The organism is Variovorax sp. V118, assembly GCF_041154445.1.
In the GTDB taxonomy this organism is placed as follows: Bacteria; Pseudomonadota; Gammaproteobacteria; order Burkholderiales; family Burkholderiaceae_C; genus Variovorax; species Variovorax boronicumulans.
In genome coordinates this window covers 4,931,979-4,952,864 of the sequence record NZ_AP028663.1, presented here as the reverse complement: position 1 = coordinate 4,952,864, position 20,886 = coordinate 4,931,979, and the positions used below count along the sequence as shown (strand labels likewise).

15 protein-coding genes and 1 pseudogene are annotated in these 20,886 nt (G+C 68.1%); 11 read left to right on the top strand and 5 right to left on the bottom strand.

Annotated features, from left to right (window positions below; all coding sequences use genetic code 11):
• The first annotated feature begins 54 nt into the window (after nt 1–54).
• Together ACAM52_RS23070 and ACAM52_RS23065 are read left to right on the top strand one after the other, a co-directional pair.
• Nucleotides 55–792, top strand: a complete 738-nt coding sequence (locus tag ACAM52_RS23070) for an amino acid ABC transporter permease (RefSeq protein WP_062471835.1) — start codon at nt 55–57, stop codon at nt 790–792.
• A complete protein-coding gene (locus tag ACAM52_RS23065) occupies nt 792–1,481 on the top strand; it encodes an amino acid ABC transporter permease (protein WP_159278447.1) in 690 nt (229 codons plus the stop codon). Before ACAM52_RS23070 ends, ACAM52_RS23065 begins: the two co-directional genes overlap by 1 nt.
• 7 nt (nt 1,482–1,488) lie before the next feature.
• Here the strand turns inward: ACAM52_RS23065 and ACAM52_RS23060 are convergent, their stop codons facing one another.
• Both ACAM52_RS23060 and ACAM52_RS23055 read right to left on the bottom strand, forming a co-directional pair.
• Nucleotides 1,489–3,669: a TonB-dependent receptor gene (locus ACAM52_RS23060; protein ID WP_369644655.1), complete on the bottom strand. Its 2,181-nt coding sequence runs from the start codon at nt 3,667–3,669 to the stop codon at nt 1,489–1,491.
• 271 nt (nt 3,670–3,940) lie between these two features.
• On the bottom strand, nt 3,941–5,533 hold the full coding sequence (locus tag ACAM52_RS23055; protein ID WP_095948312.1) for a phospholipase D family protein: 1,593 nt from the start codon (nt 5,531–5,533) through the stop codon (nt 3,941–3,943).
• Nucleotides 5,534–5,707: 174 nt separating this feature from the next.
• Between ACAM52_RS23055 and ACAM52_RS23050 the strand changes: the two genes are divergently transcribed.
• The 4 genes and pseudogenes from ACAM52_RS23050 to ACAM52_RS23035 form a co-directional block, all read left to right on the top strand.
• Nucleotides 5,708–7,804, top strand: coding sequence for a TonB-dependent siderophore receptor (locus tag ACAM52_RS23050; RefSeq protein ID WP_369644654.1), 2,097 nt, complete (start codon nt 5,708–5,710; stop codon nt 7,802–7,804).
• A gap of 30 nt (nt 7,805–7,834) precedes the next feature.
• Nucleotides 7,835–9,037, top strand: a complete 1,203-nt coding sequence (locus ACAM52_RS23045; protein ID WP_369644653.1) for a PepSY-associated TM helix domain-containing protein — start codon at nt 7,835–7,837, stop codon at nt 9,035–9,037.
• Nucleotides 9,034–9,246 carry a hypothetical protein gene (locus ACAM52_RS23040; protein ID WP_369644652.1) on the top strand — a complete coding sequence of 71 codons (213 nt, stop codon included), beginning with the start codon at nt 9,034–9,036 and terminating at the stop codon, nt 9,244–9,246. Before ACAM52_RS23045 ends, ACAM52_RS23040 begins: the two co-directional genes overlap by 4 nt.
• A 130-nt stretch (nt 9,247–9,376) precedes the next feature.
• Nucleotides 9,377–11,410 (top strand): annotated as a pseudogene (locus ACAM52_RS23035) (TonB-dependent receptor); the annotation flags it as partial.
• Nucleotides 11,411–11,484: 74 nt separating this feature from the next.
• Here the strand turns inward: ACAM52_RS23035 and metK are convergent.
• Nucleotides 11,485–12,669 (bottom strand): methionine adenosyltransferase, encoded by a 1,185-nt coding sequence (gene metK / locus ACAM52_RS23030; protein WP_062471813.1) that lies wholly within the window; start codon nt 12,667–12,669, stop codon nt 11,485–11,487.
• A 232-nt stretch (nt 12,670–12,901) separates the two neighbouring features.
• Here metK and ACAM52_RS23025 point away from each other — a divergent pair, with 232 nt between their 5' ends.
• Nucleotides 12,902–13,801 carry a lysophospholipid acyltransferase family protein gene (locus tag ACAM52_RS23025; protein WP_369644651.1) on the top strand — a complete coding sequence of 300 codons (900 nt, stop codon included), beginning with the start codon at nt 12,902–12,904 and terminating at the stop codon, nt 13,799–13,801.
• Entirely contained in the window at nt 13,798–14,682 is an 885-nt protein-coding gene (locus ACAM52_RS23020) for a lipid A biosynthesis acyltransferase (protein WP_369644650.1), read from the top strand. Before ACAM52_RS23025 ends, ACAM52_RS23020 begins: the two co-directional genes overlap by 4 nt.
• Here the strand turns inward: ACAM52_RS23020 and ACAM52_RS23015 are convergent.
• Both ACAM52_RS23015 and yihA read right to left on the bottom strand, forming a co-directional pair.
• On the bottom strand, nt 14,676–15,590 hold the full coding sequence (locus ACAM52_RS23015) for an alpha/beta fold hydrolase (protein WP_159278441.1): 915 nt from the start codon (nt 15,588–15,590) through the stop codon (nt 14,676–14,678). The two genes, ACAM52_RS23020 and ACAM52_RS23015, sit on opposite strands and share 7 nt — an antisense overlap.
• Before the next feature lie 90 nt (nt 15,591–15,680).
• Nucleotides 15,681–16,418 carry a ribosome biogenesis GTP-binding protein YihA/YsxC gene (gene yihA, locus ACAM52_RS23010; RefSeq protein ID WP_062471802.1) on the bottom strand — a complete coding sequence of 246 codons (738 nt, stop codon included), beginning with the start codon at nt 16,416–16,418 and terminating at the stop codon, nt 15,681–15,683.
• A gap of 71 nt (nt 16,419–16,489) precedes the next feature.
• Between yihA and ACAM52_RS23005 the strand changes: the two genes are divergently transcribed.
• The 3 genes from ACAM52_RS23005 to ccsB all read left to right on the top strand — a co-directional run bounded on the left by ACAM52_RS23005 (nt 16,490) and on the right by ccsB (nt 20,779).
• Complete coding sequence (locus ACAM52_RS23005) at nt 16,490–17,161, top strand: cytochrome c (protein WP_095743749.1); 672 nt, start codon at nt 16,490–16,492, stop codon at nt 17,159–17,161.
• Between the two features lie 121 nt (nt 17,162–17,282).
• Complete coding sequence (locus ACAM52_RS23000; RefSeq protein ID WP_095743750.1) at nt 17,283–19,463, top strand: cytochrome c biogenesis protein ResB; 2,181 nt, start codon at nt 17,283–17,285, stop codon at nt 19,461–19,463.
• Nucleotides 19,460–20,779, top strand: a complete 1,320-nt coding sequence (ccsB, locus tag ACAM52_RS22995; RefSeq protein WP_095743751.1) for a c-type cytochrome biogenesis protein CcsB — start codon at nt 19,460–19,462, stop codon at nt 20,777–20,779. Before ACAM52_RS23000 ends, ccsB begins: the two co-directional genes overlap by 4 nt.
• Nucleotides 20,780–20,886: the final 107 nt, after the last annotated feature.

The window sequence follows — 20,886 nt, the reverse complement described above, 5'->3', positions numbered from 1 at the left end:
GCGCGGGCGCGGCCACCCCTTCACGAACCGAACCGCCTGCCGGCACCTTTCGCGATGCACTACACCTGGGATTGGTTGATCTTCTTCAAACCCTCGGTCACGGGGGAGGGCCTGTACGGCCTGATGCTGGTGCGCGGGTTGCTGTGGACGGTCGCGCTGTCGCTGCTGGCCTGGACGCTGGCATTGGGCCTGGGCCTGATCGCCGGCGTGGCCCGCACGCTGCCCCACCGGACGGCGCGCACGCTGTCGGCGGTGTACATCCACTGCTTTCGCAACACGCCGCTGCTGGTGCAGCTGTTTCTCTGGTACTTCGTGGTGCCCGAGCTGTTGCCGACCGCCTGGGGCCATGCGATCAAGCAGATGAACCCGACCGCGAACCAGTTCCTCACCGTGCTGGTGGGCCTCACGCTCTACACGGCAGCGAAGGCGGCCGAGCAGGTGCGTGCGGGCATCGAGTCGGTGCCGCGCAGCCAGAAGCAGGCGGCCATGGCGATGGGCCTGGGAACCGTGGCGGCCTACCGCTACGTGATCCTGCCGCAGGCCCTGCGCATCGTCATCCCGCCGCTGACCTCGGACTTCCTGAACGTGTTCAAGAACTCGGCCGTCGCGCTGACGATCGGGCTCATGGAGCTCACCGGGCAGACGCGCCAGCTCAGCGAGTTCAGCGCCCATCCCTTCGAGGCCTTCATCGTGGCGACGCTCATCTACATGGCGATCACCTACGGCGTGATCGTGCTGATGCGCCGCATCGAACATCGGGTGCGCGTGCCCGGGCTGCTGGGCGCCGCGTGATGGGCTACGACTTCGATTGGGTCGCCCTGCAGCGCGCCTGGCCCTACCTGCTGCAGGGCCTGCAGATGACCGCCTTGCTGGTGGCGGCCTCCATGGCCGCGGGCATCGGCCTGGGCACCTTGCTGGCGATCACGCGGATCTTTGCGCCGCGGCCGGTGGCGGCGCTCGTGGCGGGGTACGTGAACCTGTTCCGCTCGATCCCGCTGATCCTCACGATCCTGTGGATCTACTTCCTGATGCCGGTGGTGCTGCGCGCCGTGACCGGCGACCCGAACCTCGGCGTCGGGCCGATCTACGCCGCGCTCGTGGCCTTCGTGCTCGCGGAGTCCGCGTACTACTGCGAGATCATCCGCGCCGGCATCGGCAGCGTGCGCGCCGGCCAGATGCAGGCGGCGCAGTCGCTGGGGATGTCGCCGGGGCAGGCGATGCGGCACGTGATCCTGCCGCAGGCCTTTCGCAACATGACGCCCTCGCTCATCAACCAGACCATCGCGCTGCTCAAGGACACCTCGCTGGTCTACGTGATCAGCCTGAACGACTTTCTCGGCGCCGCCAGCAAGGTGGGACAACGCGACGGGCGCGTGGTCGAGGTCTACATCCTGGTCGCCGTCGTCTACCTGGTGCTGTGCACGGCGGGCGCCTGGTGGGTCACGTGGCTGCAACGGCGCAAGGTGGCGGCGGCGACCTGAGGCCTTCTCAGAACTTCGCGCGCAGCGTCAGCTGCACTTCGCGCCCCGGTCCCGGCAGGATCAGGTTGTCCACGCTGCCGTGGGCCGAGACGTAGTACTTGCGGTTCGCAATGTTCTTCAGGTTCAGCGCGATCTCGTAGCGCTCGGTCTTGTAGTTGGCCGCGAGGTCGGCGGTCAGGTACGAGGGCAGCGTGACGAGGTTGCTCAGCGAGGCATAGCGCGCGCTGACGTAGTTCAGGCCGCCGCCGGCGCTGAAGCCGTGGCCGAGGTCCTTCATGGCCCACACGAAGGCCGAGTGGCGCGGCGTGAGCGCGGCGGTCTTGCCCTGCACCGGGATCGCGGCGCCCACGGGCAGCTGCAGCGAGCTCACGGTGGCGAGCGACTTGGTCATCTTGGCGTCGAGGTACGCATAGCCCGCGCTCACGTCCCAGCGGCCCGGCAGGCGGCCGTTGAGCGCAAGCTCCAGGCCGTTGGTGCGCTGCGTGCCGACGTTGATCTGGCGGCGCGGGTTGTTCGGGTCGGTGTTCTTGATGCCCGAGCGCTCCAGGTTGAACAGCGCGGTCGTGAGATTCAGGCCGCCGTCGAGCAGGTCGAACTTGGCGCCGATTTCCTTGTTGACGGTGATCTCTGGCGCGTTGTCGATGTTGCCGGTGGACAGCGCGAAGTTCTCGCCCGAGGGCTGGAATGAGCGGCTGTACGACACGTAGTACGACTGCACCGTGTCGGGCTGCCACACCACGCCGGCGCGCGGGCTGAACTTGCGGTCGGTGCGTTCCAGCGGCGCGAGCTTGCGCTCGAAACTGGTGTCCTGCTTGAACACGTCGTAGCGTCCGCCGATCAGCGCCTTCCAGTGCGGCGCCAGCGTGATCTGGTCCTGGACGTAGACGGCCGCGGTCTTGAACTCGCTGTTGCTCGGGATCGCGCCGTCGGCGAGGTAGGTGGCCAGTGGGATCGGCAGCGGGTCCGCCACCGGGCTGAACAGGTTCACGCGCTGCGCTCCTGTGGCGGAAGACACACTGAACAGCCGCTTGCGCTGCACGCCGAACTCGGCGCCGACCAGCCACTCCTGCTTGAAGCCGCCCAGGTCGTTGCGCCAGGTCAGGTCGGTCTGGTTGAACCAGCCGCTCTCGTCGCGGTCGACGATGCCGCGCGTGCGGCCCACCGTCAGGCGCACCGGGTCGGTGGTGCCGCTGGGCAGCGTGTTGTTGCGGTCCAGGTGGTAGCTCGAATAGCGCGTGGTGTTGCGCAGGCTCAGCGCGTCGCTGAAGCGATGGTTCAGCGTGGCGGTGAAGGTCTGCACCTTGCTGGTCACGGTGTCGTCGCGCTTGCCGTGCGCGGAACCGTAGTAGGCGCCGATGGGCACGTCGACCGGGCGGCCGTTGAGCGCCGGGATGCCGAAGTCGGTGAGGCGCTGGTCGCGCAGGTTGGTGTACTGCAGCAGCAGGTCGGTCTGCGGGCTGAACTTGATCGCCAGCGAGGGCGCGATGTTGTGGCGGTCGGTGAACTGCTGGTCGCGGTAGCTGTCCGACTGCTCGCCCGCCACGTTCAGGCGGAAGGCCATGTTCTCGCCGATGGGCGTGTTCAGGTCGATCGTGCTGCGCGTGTAGTGGTGGCTGCCCAGGCCCAGCGAGACCTCGCCGAAGCGGCGCTCGAACACTGGCTTCTTGGTCACGCGGTTGATCAGGCCGCCCGAGGAACCGCGGCCGTAGAGCACGGCGGCCGGGCCCTTGAGCACCTCGATGCGCTCGGTGTCCGAGAGGTCGCGAAAGTACAGCGCGTCGTCGCGCACGCCATCGACGAACCAGTCGGAGATGCCGCTGAAGCCGCGGATCACGACCTGGTCGCGCTGGCCGTCGCCGTGGTTGAAGCTCACGCCCGGCACGTTGCGCAGGGCGTCCTGCATCGACACGGCGCCCTGGTCGCGCAGCAGCTGCTCGGGCAGCACGTTGACGGCCTGCGGCACGTCGCGCAGCGGCGCGCTGCCCTTGGTGGCGGTGCTGGCGGCGGCGGGGGCGTAGCCCTTGTCGTCCTCGGCGCTGACGGTGACTTCCTTCAGCGTCGTGGCGGCGGTCTGTGCCAGCGCGACGCCCGACAACGACGCGAGGGCGGCGCCGGCCAGCAGCGAAAGGTGCCACAGCGGGCGCGAGGGGGTGGCGGTGCGGGTGGCTGTGCGGGAGGAGGGCTTCATGTTGTCCGGTTGTGCTTGTTCTTGGAGGGCGGCGCCGCGCAGGCACAGCCGTACGCGACAACGCCCTTCGTCGCGAGAGACGAAGGGCGTTGTCGTGCCCTGCCTTGAACTGGAAATGTCTGGGTGAGGCAATGGCGCAGCGCGGACGGAAGAAGCTCCGTGGCTGTACGCCATGACGGCCGCTGGACGCGGCGGGCTGAATTCTAAAGAGCTAAATGCGAGGCGTTTGCATTTGTGGCGAGGATGCGACGCGGGGCCGCCCGCTCGCCGCTCACAGCTGGTCGGTCGGCACGAACCACGAGAACAGCAGCAGCTGCAGGCGCGTGAGCATGCTGGAGTCGGGCTCGCTGTCGAGCACCTCGTTGTGCACGTCGCCGGTGCCGATCCATTGCACGTTCTGGCCGTCGGGCTTGAGCACGACGCGATACACGCCTTCCATGTCGTCCAGCTGGTAGGCGAAGAGCAGCGCCTGCGTCAGCTCGAAGCTGCGCACGCGCACGCCGAACTCGGTGTTCAGCAGGGCCGAGCGCGGATCGAGGTTCATCGAGCCCAGCAGCACCCACTGGCGGTCGACCAGCGCCAGCTTGGCGTGCAGGCGGCCGCGCGCCTTCTTGAGCAGGCTGCGGAACTGGCCGCTGCGCTTGAGCTGCTGCGTGCTCACCTCGTACAGGTTCACGCCCAGCTTGAGCATGTCGACGCGGTAGCGGTTGTAGTTGATGTTCACCAGCGGCTCGTCGCTGTCGGCCAGCGAGTTGGTGACCACGGTGATGCTCAGGCCGTGGTCGCGGCCCATGCGGATGCGCTCCATGCCCTCGTCGCCAGGAATGAAGTAGGGCGAGATCACGACCACGTTCGACTTCGCGGCGCCCAGCATCTCGTGGAAGCGCTGCGCCAGCGACTCCTGCGGGCGCGCCATCGTGCCCAGGGCCTTGTTCGGGCTGTCGGCGGTGGCGGCGGCCTCGGCGCGGATCCAGCGCGTCTCGCCGATGTTGTCCAGCTGCGCGCCCAGTGGCAGGTCGCCCAGCAGGTCGGTGGCGGCCAGCGGATCGGGCAGGGGCGCGAAGGCGGGCGAGGTCGCGGCGTCGAAGGCGGCCTTGAGCTCGTCGGGCGTGAGCGTCGTGCCGGCCATGCGCTGCAGCGGGTAGACCACGTCGCTGTTCCAGTAGGTGTCGAAGATTCCGGCCGACTGCGGCACCACCGGGCCGGCCAGCAGCAGCTCGAAGTCGATGAAGTTGGCGCTCTCGCTGCGCAGGAAGTACTCGTCCGCGAGGTTGCGTCCGCCGGCGATGGCCATGGCACCGTCGGCGATGAACAGCTTGTTGTGCATGCGGTGGTTGAGCCGCCGGAAATCGCCGAAGAACTCCAGCCAGCGCAGCGACGAGTGATCGCGCGCGTTCACGAAAGGGTTGAACAGCCGCACCTGCGCGTTCGGCTCGGCGGCCAGCCCGAGCAGCAGGCGGTCCATGCCGGCGGTGTAGAAGTCGTCGAGCAGCAGCCGCACGCGCACCCCGCGCCGGGCGGCGTCGCGCAGTTCGCGCAGCAGCAGGCGGCCGGTCTTGTCGTTGCCGAGCTGGTAGGTCTGCACGTCGAGCGAGGCCCGGGCGCGGCGGATGAGCTCCAGCCGCGCATCGAGCGCGAACGAGGCCTCGATCAGCGGCCGCATGCTCGACAGCCCGTCGGGTGGTGAATCGAGGCTGGCGGCGGCATGGCCGAGCGGGGTGGCGGCCGAGGCGGGAATGGCGATCGAGGGCGGCCCATCGGGCAGGCGCGGCGGCAGGCCGGCGCAGCCGGTGAGCACCAGCACGACCAGCACCAGCGCCGGGCCGCGCAGCGCAGGAAACAACGAGGCGAGGAGCTTGAGCATGGGGCCTGTCAGCGCACGCAAGGGCGTGCGGGCGGCATCGTAGCCCGGCTGGCGGCGGCGACCGCGGCGGTTTTGCAACGCTTCGCCCCCGGGTGCTGGAAAACCCGTGGACCGCGACTTTCTTGACAATAGAATGCGAATTGTTATCAATAGTGTTCAATGAGCAATAAAAACATGGCAAAAATGAGGGCGCGGCGCAGGGCCGCTTCGGTGCTGGTGGGCTGCCTGGCGATCTACGCGCAGCAGCACGTTCTGGCGCAAACGGGCGGCACGGGGTCGCTGCCTGAAGTGCGCGTCGATGCAAATGCCGAAGCCGAGACCGCCACCTCGCCAGTGATCGGCTACCGCGCGAAGAACGCCGTCACCGCCACCAAGACCGACACGCCGCTGTCGGAAACCCCGCAGTCCGTCACCGTGATCACGCGCGACCAGATGGTCGACCAGGGCGCCAACAACCTGCAGGACGCCCTCAACTATGCGGCGGGCGTGCGCTCCGACGCCTACGGTGTCGATTCGCGCACCGACTCGATCCGCGTGCGCGGCGCCTACCCCGACATCTACCTCGATGGCCTGCGCCAGGCCTACGGCTACTACACCAGCACCACGCGCACCGAGCCCTACACGCTGGAGCGCCTCGAAGTGCTGCGCGGCCCCTCGGGCATGCTGTTCGGCGCGGGCACCGCGGCGGGCGTGGTCAACATGGTCAGCAAGCGGCCGCTGCAGGAGGCCCAGCGCGAGGTGGGCGTGCAGTTCGGCAGCTTCGGCCGCAAGCAGGTGCAGGCCGACCTGACCGGTCCGCTGAACGCCGATGGCTCGCTGTCGTACCGGTTGATCGCGTTGCAGCGCAAGTCCGATTCGCAAGTGGACCACGTGCCCGACGACCGCAGCGTGATCGCGCCCTCGCTCACCTGGCGGCCCAACGCAGCGACCTCGCTGACGCTGCAGGGCCTGTGGCAGAAGGACAAGAGCGGCAGCAGCTCGCAGTTCCTGCCGTGGGAAGGCACCTTGCTGCCGAACCCGAACGGCCGCGTGCCGGCCAGCCGCTTCATCGGCGAGCCCGGCGACTACTACAACAGCGAGCGCCAGACCTTCGGCTGGCAGTTCGAGCACAAGTTCAACGACAGCTGGACCGTGCGCCAGAACTTCCGCTACGCGAAGAACGAAAACGACAACCGCTACCACTACGGCGGCGCGTTCAGCGGCTTCGACAGCTGGTCGAGCGACCCGATCTTCAAGCGCGTGTTCCCGCGCTACTTCGACAGCCAGCTGACGCGCAACCGCACGCAGACGCTGGACAACCACGTCGAGGGCCACTTCCAGACCGGCGCGCTGCAGCACACGCTGCTCGTGGGCGCGGACTTCGCGCGCCAGCGCGAGAACGTCTGGGGCGGTACCACCGCGGACACCATCGACCTCTATGCGCCGGTGTACGGCCACGTGGACGAGCCCGAGCGTGTGGCGCGTCCGCGCACCCGCCAGCGCCAGACCGGCCTGTACCTGCAGGACCAGATCAAGCTCGACAACTGGATCTTCGTGGCCGGCCTGCGCCATGACCGGGCCGTGTCCAGCGCCGCCGGCAGCGACGAGCAAAAGAGCAGCGCCACCACCAAGCGCCTGGGCGTGATGTACGCCCATCCCTCGGGCTGGTCGCCGTACCTGAGCTACAGCGAGTCGTTCACGCCGCAGTCGCCGCGCGAAGGCCGCATCTTCTCGCCGCTGCGCGGCGAGCAGTGGGAAGCGGGCGTCAAGTACGAGCCGAAGAACCGCGCCATGGCCTTCAGCGCCGCGGTGTACGACCTGCGCGAGAAGAACCAGATCGTCGAAGAGCAGCCGAAGGTGTTCTCGCAGCGCGGCCTGACCAAGACCAAGGGCGTCGAGTTGGAAGCCAAGGGCTCGGTGGGCACCAACCTCGACCTGATCGCCCACTACAACTACACCGACGCCGACGCGCAGATCGAAGGCCTGCCCAAGCACCAGGCCAGCTTCTGGGCCAAGTACAGGTTCTCGGTGGCCGGCATGAGCGGCTTCTCGGCCGGCGCCGGCGTGCGCGTGATGAGTTCGTTCCGCGACACCCAGTTCGGCACCGGCCCGCGCATCCCGGGCGTGGCGCTGGCCGACCTGGTGTTTGCTTACGATACGGCCCAGTGGCGCTATGCGCTCAACATCAACAACGTGACGGACAAGGTGTACTTCAGCACCTGCCTGTCGCGCGGCGACTGCTGGTACGGTGCGCGACGCAACATCGTGGCGAGCGCCACCTACCGCTTCTAGCCTTTTCCCCACCCAACGACGCACGACGACATGGACAGCCGAAAGATCAAGACCTGGGCCTGGGTGCACAAGTGGAGCAGCCTTGTCTGCACGGTGTTCATGCTGCTGCTGTGCATCACCGGCCTGCCGCTGATCTTCCACCACGAGATCGGCCACCTGCTGGGCACCGAGGTCGAGGCGCCGAAGATGCTGGCCAACACGCCGCGCATCAGCCTGGACAAGGTGGTCGAGATCGGCCGCGCCAAGCACCCCGATCGCGTGGTGCAGTTCGTCTCGCAGCCCGAGGACGACGACGGCCTGTGGTTCGTCACGCTCACGCCCACGCCCGAGCCCACCGAAGACTTCAAGTCGGTGGCGGTCGATGCGCGCACCGGCGTCGTGCTGGCGCAGCCGGAGTTCAGCCAGGGCTTCATGTACATCATGTTCAAGCTGCACGTCGACCTGTTCGCCGGGCTGCCGGGCAAGCTGTTCCTGGGCTTCATGGGCCTGCTGCTGCTGGTGGCCATCGTCTCGGGCGTGGTGCTGTATTCGCCGTTCATGCGCAAGCTCGACTTCGGCACCGTGCGGCGCGAGAAGCGCCCGCGCCTGAAGTGGCTCGACCTGCACAACCTGCTGGGCATCGTCACGCTGGTGTGGCTGTTCGTGGTGGGCTCCACCGGCATGATCAACACCTGGGCCGACCTGATCATCAAGTACTGGCAGTACGACCAGCTCAGCACGCTGCTCGCGCCCTACAAGAACGAGCCGGTGGTGCCGGTGGCCGAGCGCGGCTCGCTGCAGCGCTCGATGGAAGGTGCGATGCAGAAGGCGCCGGGCATGAAGCTGTCGTTCATCGCCTTCCCGGGCACCTCGTTCTCGAGCCCGCACCACACGACCTTCTTCCTGCGCGGCAACGAGCCCTTCACCTCGAAGCTGCTGCAGCCGGTGCTGGTCGATGCCAAGACGGCGGAGGTCACGGCGGCGCCGAAGATGCCGTGGTACCTCACGGGCCTGCTGGTGTCGCAGCCGCTGCACTTCGGCGACTACGGCGGCATGCCGATGCAGATCCTGTGGGCGCTGCTCGACATCGCGACCATCATCGTGCTGGGCAGCGGGCTGTACCTGTGGCTCAAGCGCGGCAACACCGTGCCGGCCCGGGCGACCCCGACCACGGCGCCCGCCACGGAGCGTGCGCCGCCCTCGGCTTCGGGCCCGCAGCCCGAGCCGGCACCGGCCATGAAGGTACAGGCATGACGGCGCACCACAAGGCACCGCACCAGTCCTTCTGGCACATGTGGGGCTGGCCGATCGCGCTGGGCGTGATGACCACCGTCGGCCTGATCACCGCGCTGTTCAGCGACGGCGGCCTCGGCGACATGGTGGCCTGGGTGGGCCTGGGCATTCCGGTGCTCGTGTGCGCCTGGTACGGCTGGCGCCGCTCGCCGCGCACGGGTTCCCGCTAGGCAAAAGGGGCAGGGCACCGACGCAGAATCGGTGCCGATGAATGCCGCACTCTCCTACCCGCTTCGCCTGCTGATCCTGGGCGTTCCGCTGGCGGTGCACGGCCAGCAGCCCGCCACGTCGCCGGCCGGCACGCTGCGCGATGTCACCGTTTCCACGCCGCGCGGCACGCTGTCTCCGTTTCTCGTGCCCGGCTCGGTCGACCGCGTCGACGGCGACGAGATGCGCGACAGCCGGATGCAGGTCAACCTGTCCGAGAGCCTGGGCGCCGTGCCCGGCCTGCAGGTGCAGAACCGCATGAACTACGCGCAGGACCTGCAGCTGTCGGTGCGCGGCTTCGGCGCGCGCTCGACCTTCGGCGTGCGCGGCGTGCGCCTGTACGTGGACGGCATTCCGGCCACCTTGCCCGACGGCCAGGGGCAGACCTCGAACATCGACATCGGCTCGGTCGACCGCGTCGAAGTGCTGCGCGGGCCGTTCTCGGCGCTGTACGGCAACTCGTCGGGCGGCGTGGTGCAGGCGTTCACGGCCTCGGGGGAGGGCGCGCCGCGCCTGTCGTACTCGCTGGCCGGCGGCAGCTTCGGCAGCTGGCGCCAGTCGCTGCAGGTGAGCGGTTCGCAGGGCGCGGTCGGCTACCTGCTCGGCGCGAGCCACTTTCGCACCGACGGCTGGCGCGAACAGAGCGCCGCGCGGCGCAACATCGCGAACGGCAAGCTGGGCATCGCGCTCGACAACGGCGACAAGCTGACGCTCGTTTTCAACAGCGTGCGCATCGAGGCGCAAGACCCGCTGGGCCTGACGGCCGAGCAGGTCGCGCAGGCACCGCGCAAGGCGCCGCTCGCGCTGCAGTACGACACGCGCAAGACGGTCGAGCAGACGCAGGTCGGCCTGCGCTACGAGCGGCGCCTCAGCGCCGAGCAGGCGCTGCAGTTCATGGTCTATGGCGGCGAGCGCAAGACCGTGCAGTTCCAGTCGATCCCGCCGTCGGCGCAGCAGAGCCCGCTGCATGCGGGCGGCGTGATCGACCTCACGCGCCAGTACGGCGGCGTCGACCTGCGCTGGACCGCCGCGCTGCAGCTGGCCGACCGGCCCTTCGACCTCGTGGCGGGCCTGGGCTACGACAGCCTGCGCGAGCGCCGCCGCGGCTACGAGAACTACCTGGGCCCGGTGGCCGCGCCCCTGCTGGGCGTGCAGGGGCGCCTGCGCCGCAACGAGCGCAACGAGGTCTGGAACCTCGACCCCTATGCGCAGGCGGCCTGGCGCTTCGCGGAGCGCTGGACGCTCGAGGCCGGCGTGCGACGCAGCCGCGTGCACTTCGATTCGCACGACCTGTACATAGCCGGTGCCAACCGCGACGACAGCGGCAGCGCGAGCTACAGCAAGACCCTGCCCGTGGCCTCGCTGCGCTACCAGGCCACGCCCGATCTCGCGGTGTACGGCTCGGTCGGCCGGGGCTTCGAGACGCCGACGCTCAACGAGCTGTCGTACCGCCCGGGTGGCGCGAGCGGGCTCAACTTCGGGCTGCGGCCTTCGGTGAACGACAGCCTCGAAGTGGGCGCGAAGGCGCGGGTGGCCGGCGGCCTGCTGACGGCGGCACTGTTCCACACCCGCACGCGCGACGAGATCGTCACCGCCACCAACAGCGGCGGCCGCGCCACCTTTCAGAACGCCGGGCGCACGCGGCGCAACGGCTTCGAACTGGGCTGGCAGCACGAAACGACCGACCACTGGCGCACGCAGGTCGCCTACACGTGGCTGGACGCGACCTACCGCGATGCGTTCTGCTCGCCGTCGCCTTGCGCGGGCAGCAATGCGGTGAACGCGGGCAACCGCATCCCGGGCATCGCGCGGCAGTCGCTGTTCGCCTCGCTCGGCTGGGTGCCGCCCGAGGGCTGGCGCGCCGGTGTCGAGATGCGCGCGCTGGGCCGCATCCAGGCCAACGACCTGAACACCGCGAGCGCGCACGGTTACGCCGTGGCGGCGCTGTACGCCGGCTACCTGAAGAAGTGGGCGCGCTGGGACTTCAACGCTTTCGCGCGCGTCGACAACCTGTTCGACCGCCGCTACATGGGCTCGGTCATCGTCAACGAAGGCAATGCGCGCTTCTACGAGCCCGCGCCGGGGCGCAACTGGACGGTGGGCCTGAGCGGCGCGTACCGCTTCTGAAGAACGCGCCATGAAATGAAAAGGCCCGCCGCCCCGAGGGGACGGCGGGCCTTGAGACCCGGTAGTCGCAGTGCTTACTTGAGGCCGGCTGCGGCGCGCAGTGCGGCCGCTTGCGTCGTGGCTTCCCAGGTGAACTCAGGCTCTTCGCGGCCGAAGTGGCCGTAGGCGGCGGTCTTCTGGTAGATCGGGCGCAGCAGGTCGAGCATCTGGATGATGCCCTTCGGACGCAGGTCGAAGTGCTCGCGCACGAGTTCGGCGATCTTCTCGTCGGGGATCACGCCCGTGCCTTCGGTGTAGACCGTGATGTTCATCGGCTGGGCCACGCCGATGGCGTACGCCACCTGGATCTGGCACTGGCGCGCTAGGCCGGCGGCCACGATGTTCTTGGCCACGTAGCGCGCGGCATAGGCGGCCGAGCGGTCGACCTTCGACGGGTCCTTGCCCGAGAACGCACCGCCGCCGTGCGGGCAGGCGCCGCCATAGGTGTCGACGATGATCTTGCGGCCGGTGAGGCCGCAATCGCCCTGCGGGCCGCCGATGACGAAGCGGCCGGTCGGGTTGATCAGGTAGCGCGTGTTCTGCAGCCATTCCTTGGGCAGCACGGGCTTGATGATCTCTTCGATGATGGCTTCGTTGAACGAGGCCTTCATCTTGGTCGGCGTTTCGCTCTGGTCGGGGCTGTGCTGCGTGGAGAGCACCACGGTGTCGATGCTGTGGGGTTTGCCGTCCACGTAGCGCATCGTGACCTGGCTCTTGGCATCAGGGCGCAGGAAGGGCAGGCGGCCGTCCTTGCGCAGTTGGGCCTGGCGCTCCACGAGGCGGTGCGCGTAGTAGATCGGCGCGGGCATCAGCTCGGGCGTCTCGTCGCAGGCGTAGCCGAACATCAGGCCCTGGTCGCCGGCGCCGGTGTTCAGGTGGTCGTCCGAGGCGTGGTCCACGCCCTGGGCGATGTCGTTGGACTGCTTGTCGTAGCAGACCATCACCGCGCAGCCCTTGTAGTCGATGCCGTACTCGGTGTTGTCGTAGCCGATGCGCTTGATGGTGTCGCGCGCGACCTGGATGTAGTCGACGTGCGCGTTGGTCGTGATTTCGCCGGCGAGCACCACGAGGCCGGTGTTGGTCAGCGTTTCGGCGGCGACGCGGCTGCGGGGGTCTTGTTCGAAGATCGCGTCGAGGATCGCGTCCGAGATCTGGTCCGCGACCTTGTCGGGATGGCCTTCGGAAACCGATTCGGAAGTAAAGAGAAAGTCGTTCGCCACTGTGGTCACTCCTTGAAGTTCAATTGGCGCGTTGCCAACTCTGCGGAGCCCTGGCGAACGCTTTAGCAGATGTCGATGAATCGACGGGACACAATCGCATTCGCGCTTGTGGGTGTCGCCCTGCAAGTTGTTCCGTAACTCGGCGACAATTTGCATTCTATTCGAGCCGCGCAATACCATGCGCGCGCGTCCGCCTTTTGACCCTCCCTGACTCTCTCCCCCTCCCCGTTCAATGATCACCCTGTTCCGCCTGCTTGCCCGCGTGCCGATGCCGTTGATGCATCGGCTCGGCGCCTTGCTGGGGTGGCTGGTCTGGTGGTGCGCGCCGGACTACCGCCGCCGCTTCAAGGCCAACGCCGAGAGCGCCGGCTTCTCGCCCGCGCAGTACCGTCCCGCCATCGCCGCCGCCGGCCACATGGCGTCCGAGCTGCCCTGGCTGTGGCTGCGCCCGCAGGGCGAGAGCGTGCTGACGCGCGTGGTGCGCTGGGAAGGCATCGAGGCCTTCGAGGTCGCGATGCGCGCGAAAAAGGGCGTGATCCTCGTGGCGCCGCATCTGGGCAGCTGGGAGATGTGCGGCCAGGCCATCGGCGAGCGCTTTCTCGCGGACTTCGGGCCGATCACCGCGCTGTTCCGTCCGGCGCGCAAGAAATGGATGGCCGACCTGATCGCCGCAGGCTCGCGCGACCGGCCCGGCCTGCAGACCCTGCCGACCAACAACACCGGCGTGCGCGGCCTGATCCGCACGCTGCGCAGCGGCGGCTACACCGGCATCCTGCCCGACCAGGTGCCGCCGCTGGGGCAGGGCGTGTGGGCGCCTTTCCTCGGCCGCCCCGCCTACACCATGACCCTGCTTCCCCGTTTGGCCCAACAGACCGGTGCCGCCTGCTTCCTCAGCGTGTGCGAGCGCCTGCCGCACGGCGCGGGCTACGTGATCCGCTTCGAGCCGATCGTCGGCACGGCGCTCACCGACCCCGAGGCGTCCATCGAAGACGCCGCCGCCGCCATGAACGACGGCATCGGTCGCCTGATCCACAGCCTGCCCGGGCAGTACGTGTGGGACTACGCGCGCTACAAGGAGCCGCGTGGCGAACCCGCCGTGGTGGCCAATGCCGCCGGAGGGGCCGCGCCATGAGCCTGAGCTCCCGACTCGGTATCGGCTTCATGCGGGTGCTGGCACCGCTGCCCCTGCCGCTGGTGCGCGGCTTCAGCAGGGTCCTCGGCCGCCTGCTGCACACCATCGCCGTGCCGCGGCGGCGCGTGGTCGACCGGAACCTGGCCCTGTGCTTCCCCGGGAAATCGGAGGCCGAGCGCCGCGCCATCGCGCGCGAGACCTTCGTCTTCGTCGCGCAGTCGTGGCTGGACCGCAGCTGGCTCTGGCATGCGCCCGAGAAGGTGGTGAAGAGCCGGCTCACGATCGTGGGCGCGGCGCCGGAAATCCGCGAGATCGCCGAGGGCGAGGCGCCGATGATCCTGTTCGCGCCGCACTTCTACGGCCTCGACGCCGCGGCCACCGCGCTCACCATGCACACGGCGCGCCCCTCGGCCACGATCTACACGACGCAGCGCGACCCGATGGTCGACGCCTGGATTCGTGAAGGCCGCACGCGCTTCGGCGACGTGGCGGCGCTCAACCGGGTGGACGGCATCAAGCCCATCCTCGCGGGGCTGCGCAAGGGCGGCCTGCTGTACCTGCTGCCCGACATGGACTTCGGGCGCGACCAGACCATCTTCGTGCCCTTCTACGGCGTGCAGGCGGCCACCGTGCCCTCGCTCTCGCGCTTCGCGCGGCTGGGCAAGGCCAAGGTGGTACCGGTGGTGGCCAAGCTCACGCCGGGCGGCTACGAGATCCAGGTGCTGTCGGCGTGGCAGAACTTCCCGACCGACGACGTCGAGGCCGACACGGCGCTCATGAACGAGCGCCTGCAGGGCTACATCGACACGATGCCGTCCCAGTACTACTGGGTGCACCGCAGGTTCAAGACCCGCCCGGAAGGCGAGCCGCCGATTTACTGATTGCGGGCCAGGAAGCCCTCGATCTCGCGCGCGACCAGCTGCGGCTGCTCGTGCACGATCCAGTGGGTGGCGTTCGGCACCTTCTTGACCTCGAGCTTCGGCACGTACTCTTCCAGCCCTTCTAGCAGGCCCGGCAGCAGCGCGGCGTCGTCGAGTGCCCAGAACACGAAGGTCGGCATGGTCACCGTGAGGCGTTCGCGCGGCAGCACCGGAATGCTGTCGACGGTCTGGCCTGGCAGCGGCGGCTTCATCGGCGTCACGCGGTACAGGTTGCAGGCGCCCGTGAGGCCCGCGCTCCAGACCTCGCGGTACTGTTGCTTCACCTCTTCGGTGAGCCAGCCGAAGCCGTCCGGGCCGGCCTTCATCAGCAGGAAGAAGGGCCACATGCGCTTGAAGTCGTCGGCCGCGAGCAGGGCTTCAGCGTCGGGGCGCGCCAGGAAGTGCATGTAGGCACTGGCCTGCTGCTGCGCCGGGTTGTTGCGCAGCTCGCGCGTGAAGGTGCCCGGGTGCGGCGAATTGATGATGACCAGCTTGCCGACCTGCTGCGGGAAGGCGTTGGCGTAGCCCCAGGCGAAGGCGCCGCCCCAGTCGTGGGCCACCAGCGCGGCCATGGTGCCGTCGGCGCTCTCGGTGGCCACGAGCTGCTGGATGTCCTGGATCAGCAGGTGGGCCTTGTAGTCGGCCACTTCCGTGGGCGCGCTGGACTTCTCGAAGCCGCGCAGGTTGGGCGCCACGCAGCGGTAGCCGCCGTGGGCCGGGTCCGAGAAGTAGGCGAGCAGCTCGTCCCAGATGAACGCGGCCTCGGGAAAGCCGTGCAGGAACACCATCAGCGGCTGGCCCGGCTTGCCGGCCGCGCGGCAGCTCAGGGTGGTGCCGTTGGGCAGGCTGCGTTGGAAGGTCTCGATCATGCTTCGTGTCTCCTTGGGTTGACTGTCGCTATTGTTTTGATAGTGAACTTCGCAGGCGAGGCGCTCGATGCAGCCGGTTCCTCTAGCGCATCAGGCGTCGTCGGCCGGTGGTGGCGCGGGCGTTGGCGCGGCGTCGTCGGGGTGCACCCAGCGCCACAGCAGCTCGGCCGCCTCGCCGACCCCTTGCTTCTTCAGGGCCGAGAACAGTTTGACCTCGCCGCCGCCGGCGTTCAGTCGCGTAATCGACAGCACCTTGGCGGCTTCGGTGCGGGTGAGCTTGTCGGACTTGGTCAGCAGCACCAGGAATTTAAGGCCTTGCTCGACGCGCGGACGGATCACGTCGAGCAGGATCTCGTCGAGCTCGGTCATGCCGTGGCGCGGATCGCACATCAGGACAACCCCGCGCAGACTTTCGCGCGTCATGAGGTAGTTGCCCATCACGCGCTGCCAGCGCAGCTTGGCTTCCTTCGGCACGGCCGCGTAGCCGTAGCCGGGCAGGTCGGCCAGCACGGCGTCGTCGACCTTCTGCTTGCCGATGCCGAACAGGTTGATGTGCTGCGTGCGGCCGGGCGTCTTCGAGGCAAAAGCCAGGCGCGTCTGCTGCGTCAGGGTGTTGATGGCGGTCGATTTGCCGGCGTTCGAACGGCCGACGAAGGCGATCTCGGGCAGGTCGACCGGGGGCAGGTGCTCGAGTTGCGGAGCGCTGGTCAGGAAGTGGGCGGTGTGCAGCCAACCGAGGGCCACGCGCTCGCGTTCAGCGACCTGCGGGTCCACGGCAGGGGCCGCGCGGGGAGGATAAGCGGCGGACTTGGCGCGCGGGGAGGTCATCAATGGGCTTTCGGAACGGGGCGCCATTGTAGAATCGCGGGGTTTTGCGCCATAAATTCGAAGCCCCCGATATGAAGTTGTTTGCCAATATTCTGCTTGCAGCCCTCATGGGCGTCGCAGCCAGCGCGAGTTTTGCAGCCGATGAGCATGCAGCTGCCCCCGCAGCGGCAGCCGCCAAGCCGGCCAAGCCCGATCCCGCCAAGGGCGACACGCTGTTCAATGCGACGCCGGCCAACAGCCAAAGCTGTGCTTCGTGCCACAACGCGGACGGTAACTCGGCCATCGCAGCCAACCCCAAGCTGGCGCAACAACACCCCGAATACATCCTCAAGCAGCTGCAGGACTTCAAGTCCGGCAAGCGCAAGAGCGCCATCATGAAGCCGCTGGCGTCGGCGCTGTCTGAAGAAGACATGCGCAACATCGCTTGGTTCGTCGGCTCCAAGAAGATCAAGCCGGGCTTCTCGAAGGAGAAGGACACGGTCGCCCTCGGCGAGAAGATCTACCGCGGCGGCATCGGCGATCGCCAGATCCCCGCCTGCGCCGGCTGCCACAGCCCGAACGGCGCCGGCCTCCCGGCCCAGTACCCGCGCCTGGGCGGCCAGCACGCCGACTACACCGTGGCCCAGCTCGTGGCCTTCCGCGACAACGTCCGCCTGAACAGCTCGCCCATGAACGGCGTGGCCGCCAAGCTCAACGACCGCGAAATCAAGGCCGTGGCCGACTACATCGCCGGCCTGCGCTGATTTCCGCCGTCGCGCTGTCCAGCGTGAACTAACCGCCGATAAAAATCCCAAACAAAGGGCGGGCCGATCCAGGAGGATGGCCCGCCCTTTTGTTTTTTTCCTCTTTCCTGGTTCCCTCCCGATGACCGTTTCCACCCATGGCCTTCGCGTGCATCGCGGCCCGCAGCTGCTTCGCGCCGCAGTGGAACTGCTGTCGTCGATGCGCTTCGCGATCGCGCTGCTCACGGTCATCTGCATCGCCTCGATCATCGGCACCGTGCTCAAGCAGCATGAGCCGATCAACAACTACATCAACCAGTTCGGGCCTTTCTGGGCCGAGCTGTTCCGCACGGCGCGGCTCGACTCGGTCTACAGCGCCTGGTGGTTCCTGCTGATCCTGCTGTTCCTGGTGATCAGCACGTCGCTGTGCGTCGCGCGCAACACGCCGCGCATCCTGATCGACCTGCGCACCTTCAAGGAAGACATCCGCGCCCAGAGCCTCAAGGCCTTCGGCCAGCGCGCCGAGAACCGCCTGGCGGAAACGCCCGACATGGCGGCCAACCGCATCGGCCAGCTGCTCGTGAGCGGCGGCTGGAAGGTCAAGCTGCAGCAGCGCAACGCCAGTGCCGATGGCAAGGCCGCGGCGGGCTGGATGGTCGCGGCGCGCGCCGGCGGCGCCCACAAGCTGGGCTACATCGCGGCCCACAGCGCCATCGTGCTGGTGTGCATCGGCGGCCTGCTCGACGGCGACCTGGTGGTGCGCGCCCAGACCTGGTTCAACGGCAAGAGCGTGTTCACGGGCGGCGGCATGATCGCCGACGTGGCGCCCGAGCACCGCCTGTCGACCGCCAACCCGACCTTCCGCGGCAACATCCTCGTGCCCGAGGGCGGGCGGGGCAACGTGGCGATCCTGAACCAGGCCGACGGCGTGCTGCTGCAGGAGCTGCCGTTCACCATCGAGCTGAAGAAGTTCATCGTCGACTACTACTCGACCGGCATGCCCAAGCTGTTCGCCAGCGAGGTGGTGCTGCACGACCGCGAGAGCGGCGAGCAGGTGCCCGCGCGCATCGAGGTGAACCACCCGGCCAGCTACAAGGGCGTGGAGATCTACCAGTCGAGCTTCGACGACGGCGGCTCCACGGTGAAGCTCAAGGCGGTGCCGATGGCGGCCGCGGCCAAGCCCTTCGAGGTCGAGGGCATCATCGGCGGCCCGAGCACCGAGATCACCAACGGCAAGGACAAGCTCACGCTCGAGTACGCCGCGCTGCGGGTGATCAACGTCGAGAACTTCGCCGATGGCGGCGCCATGGGCAGCGGCGCCGACGTGCGCAAGGTCGACCTGCGCCACGGCATCGAGTCGCGCCTGGGCGCGGCTAACAAGACCAACAAGCCCAAGGTGCTGCGCAACATCGGCCCCAGCATCGGCTACAAGCTGCGTGACGCGGCCGGCCAGGCACGGGAATACCAGAACTACATGGTGCCGGTCGACGCCGGCGACGGCCAGCCGGTGTTCCTGCTGGGCATGCGCGAGAAGCCCGAGGAGCCGTTCCGCTACCTGCGCGTGCCGGCCGACGAGCAGGGTTCGATGGACGGCTTCGTGCGCATGCGCACCGCGCTGGGCGACCCCGCCACGCGCGAGCGCGCCATTCAGCGCTACATCGCCAAGGCGACCGACCCCAAGCGCCCCGAAATGGCCGAGCAGCTGCGCGTGTCGGCCGCCCGCGCGCTGGCGCTGTTCTCGGGCGCCGAGCGGGCCAAGGCCGACGCCGCGTCGCAGGGCGGCTGGCAGGCGATTGCCGAATTCATGGAGGCCAACGTGCCCGAGGCCGAGCGCGAGCGCGCCGGCACGGTGCTGGTGCGCATCCTCAACGACGTGCTGTTCGAGGTGCTCAACCTGAGCCGCGAAGGCGCCGGCCTGGCCGCGCTGCCGAACGACGAGAAATCGCAGGGCTACCTGACGCAGGCCGTGCTGGCGCTGAGCGACGCGCACTTCTACCCGGCGCCGGTCGCGATGATGATGACCGACTTCACCCAGGTGCAGGCCAGCGTGTTCCAGGTGGCGCGCGCCCCTGGCAAGAACATCGTCTATCTGGGGTGTCTGTTGCTGATCGTCGGTATTTTTGCCATGCTGTACGTGCGCGAGCGCCGCCTGTGGGTGTGGCTGACACCCGGCGGCGGCGCCTCTGGAGACAACGACGGCCGCGAAACGGTCGCCACGATGGCGTTCTCGGTCAACCGCAAGACCCTGGACAGCGATCGCGAATTCGAGCACCTGAAGCACAGGTTGCTCGCCCTGAAGAAAGAAGAACCGGCGTCACCATGAACACCACGACCCTCACGCTCCACGAAAGCTGGCTCTCCCGCCGCAACCTGTTCGACTGGGTGTTCGCGGCGCTGGTGCTGGCCGGCGGCGCGTTCGCCTTCATGCGCCACGCCGGCTCGATGGACAGCTACGAAAAGCCGATCCTGGTGGCCGCGCTGATTTCGGTTATCGGCATCTGCTGGTTCTGGCGCCCGCTGCGGGTGCTGACGCTGGTGGTGGCCGCGGCCTCGCTGCTGGCCATCAGTTCCTACCAGGGCGACCTGGCGCGCGCCGACTCGGTGTTCTGGCTCAAGTACTTCCTGTCGAGCCAGTCGGCCATCCTCTGGATGAGCGTGCTGTTCTTCATGAGCACGCTGTTCTACTGGATCGGCTTCGCCGCCGGCAAGCAGCAGGCCGACACCTTCGACCTGATCGGATCCCGGCTGGCCTGGGCGGCCGTGACCATGGCGCTGATCGGCACCATGGTGCGCTGGTACGAAAGCCACCAGCTCGGCCCGGACATCGGCCACATCCCGGTGAGCAACCTCTACGAAGTGTTCGTGCTGTTCTGCTGGCTGACGGCGGCGTTCTACCTGTACTTCGAAGAGCGCTACAACACGCGTGCGCTGGGCGCCTTCGTGATGCTGGTGGTCAGCGCAGCGGTGGGCTTTTTGCTCTGGTACACGATCGTGCGCGAGGCGCATGAGATCCAGCCACTGGTGCCTGCGCTGCAGAGCTGGTGGATGAAGCTGCACGTGCCCGCCAACTTCATCGGCTACGGCACCTTCGCGCTCGCGGCCATGGTGGCCTTCGCCTACCTCATCAAGGAACAGGCGAGCGAAACCCGCTGGTACAAGCTCACGCCGATCTGGCTCTTGGGCGTGGCGCTGTGCTTCGTGCCCGTGGCCTTCCGCCAGCGCGTGCAGGAAGCCGGCGGCAGCTACTGGGTGATCTACGCGGGCATCTCGGCGCTGATCGCCGCGGGCATCCTGCTGGGGCGCAAACGCATCGCGGCGCGCCTGCCGGCCAACGAGGTGCTCGACGACGTCATGTACAAGTCGATCACCGTCGGCTTCGCCTTCTTCACCATCGCGACCGTGCTCGGCGCCCTGTGGGCGGCCGATGCCTGGGGCGGCTACTGGAGCTGGGACCCGAAGGAAACCTGGGCGCTGATCGTCTGGCTCAACTACGCGGCCTGGCTGCACATGCGCCTCGTGAAGGGTCTGCGCGGCACCGTGGCGGCCTGGTGGGCGCTGGCCGGCCTGGCCGTGACCACCTTCGCCTTCCTTGGCGTGAACATGTTCTTGAGCGGGCTGCACAGCTACGGCACGCTGTAAGCGCAGGCCTGGCGCCTTTTGCGAAGAATTGAAACCACGCGCCGCCATGGCGCGTAACCAAACCGGGGCATGTCACGAACTACCCTGAGCACAACGATTCACGCGAA

Bases quoted from the DNA above. Each gene is read 5' to 3' on its own strand.
- ACAM52_RS23070 (WP_062471835.1), top strand. From the start codon at position 55: ATGCACTACACCTGGGATTGGTTGATCTTCTTCAAACCCTCGGTCACG.
- ACAM52_RS23065 (WP_159278447.1), top strand. From the start codon at position 792: ATGGGCTACGACTTCGATTGGGTCGCCCTGCAGCGCGCCTGGCCCTAC.
- ACAM52_RS23060 (WP_369644655.1), bottom strand. From the start codon at position 3,669: ATGAAGCCCTCCTCCCGCACAGCCACCCGCACCGCCACCCCCTCGCGC.
- ACAM52_RS23055 (WP_095948312.1), bottom strand. From the start codon at position 5,533: ATGCTCAAGCTCCTCGCCTCGTTGTTTCCTGCGCTGCGCGGCCCGGCG.
- ACAM52_RS23050 (WP_369644654.1), top strand. From the start codon at position 5,708: ATGGCAAAAATGAGGGCGCGGCGCAGGGCCGCTTCGGTGCTGGTGGGC.
- ACAM52_RS23045 (WP_369644653.1), top strand. From the start codon at position 7,835: ATGGACAGCCGAAAGATCAAGACCTGGGCCTGGGTGCACAAGTGGAGC.
- ACAM52_RS23040 (WP_369644652.1), top strand. From the start codon at position 9,034: ATGACGGCGCACCACAAGGCACCGCACCAGTCCTTCTGGCACATGTGG.
- ACAM52_RS23025 (WP_369644651.1), top strand. From the start codon at position 12,902: ATGATCACCCTGTTCCGCCTGCTTGCCCGCGTGCCGATGCCGTTGATG.
- ACAM52_RS23020 (WP_369644650.1), top strand. From the start codon at position 13,798: ATGAGCCTGAGCTCCCGACTCGGTATCGGCTTCATGCGGGTGCTGGCA.
- ACAM52_RS23015 (WP_159278441.1), bottom strand. From the start codon at position 15,590: ATGATCGAGACCTTCCAACGCAGCCTGCCCAACGGCACCACCCTGAGC.
- yihA (WP_062471802.1), bottom strand. From the start codon at position 16,418: ATGACCTCCCCGCGCGCCAAGTCCGCCGCTTATCCTCCCCGCGCGGCC.
- ACAM52_RS23005 (WP_095743749.1), top strand. From the start codon at position 16,490: ATGAAGTTGTTTGCCAATATTCTGCTTGCAGCCCTCATGGGCGTCGCA.
- ACAM52_RS23000 (WP_095743750.1), top strand. From the start codon at position 17,283: ATGACCGTTTCCACCCATGGCCTTCGCGTGCATCGCGGCCCGCAGCTG.
- ccsB (WP_095743751.1), top strand. From the start codon at position 19,460: ATGAACACCACGACCCTCACGCTCCACGAAAGCTGGCTCTCCCGCCGC.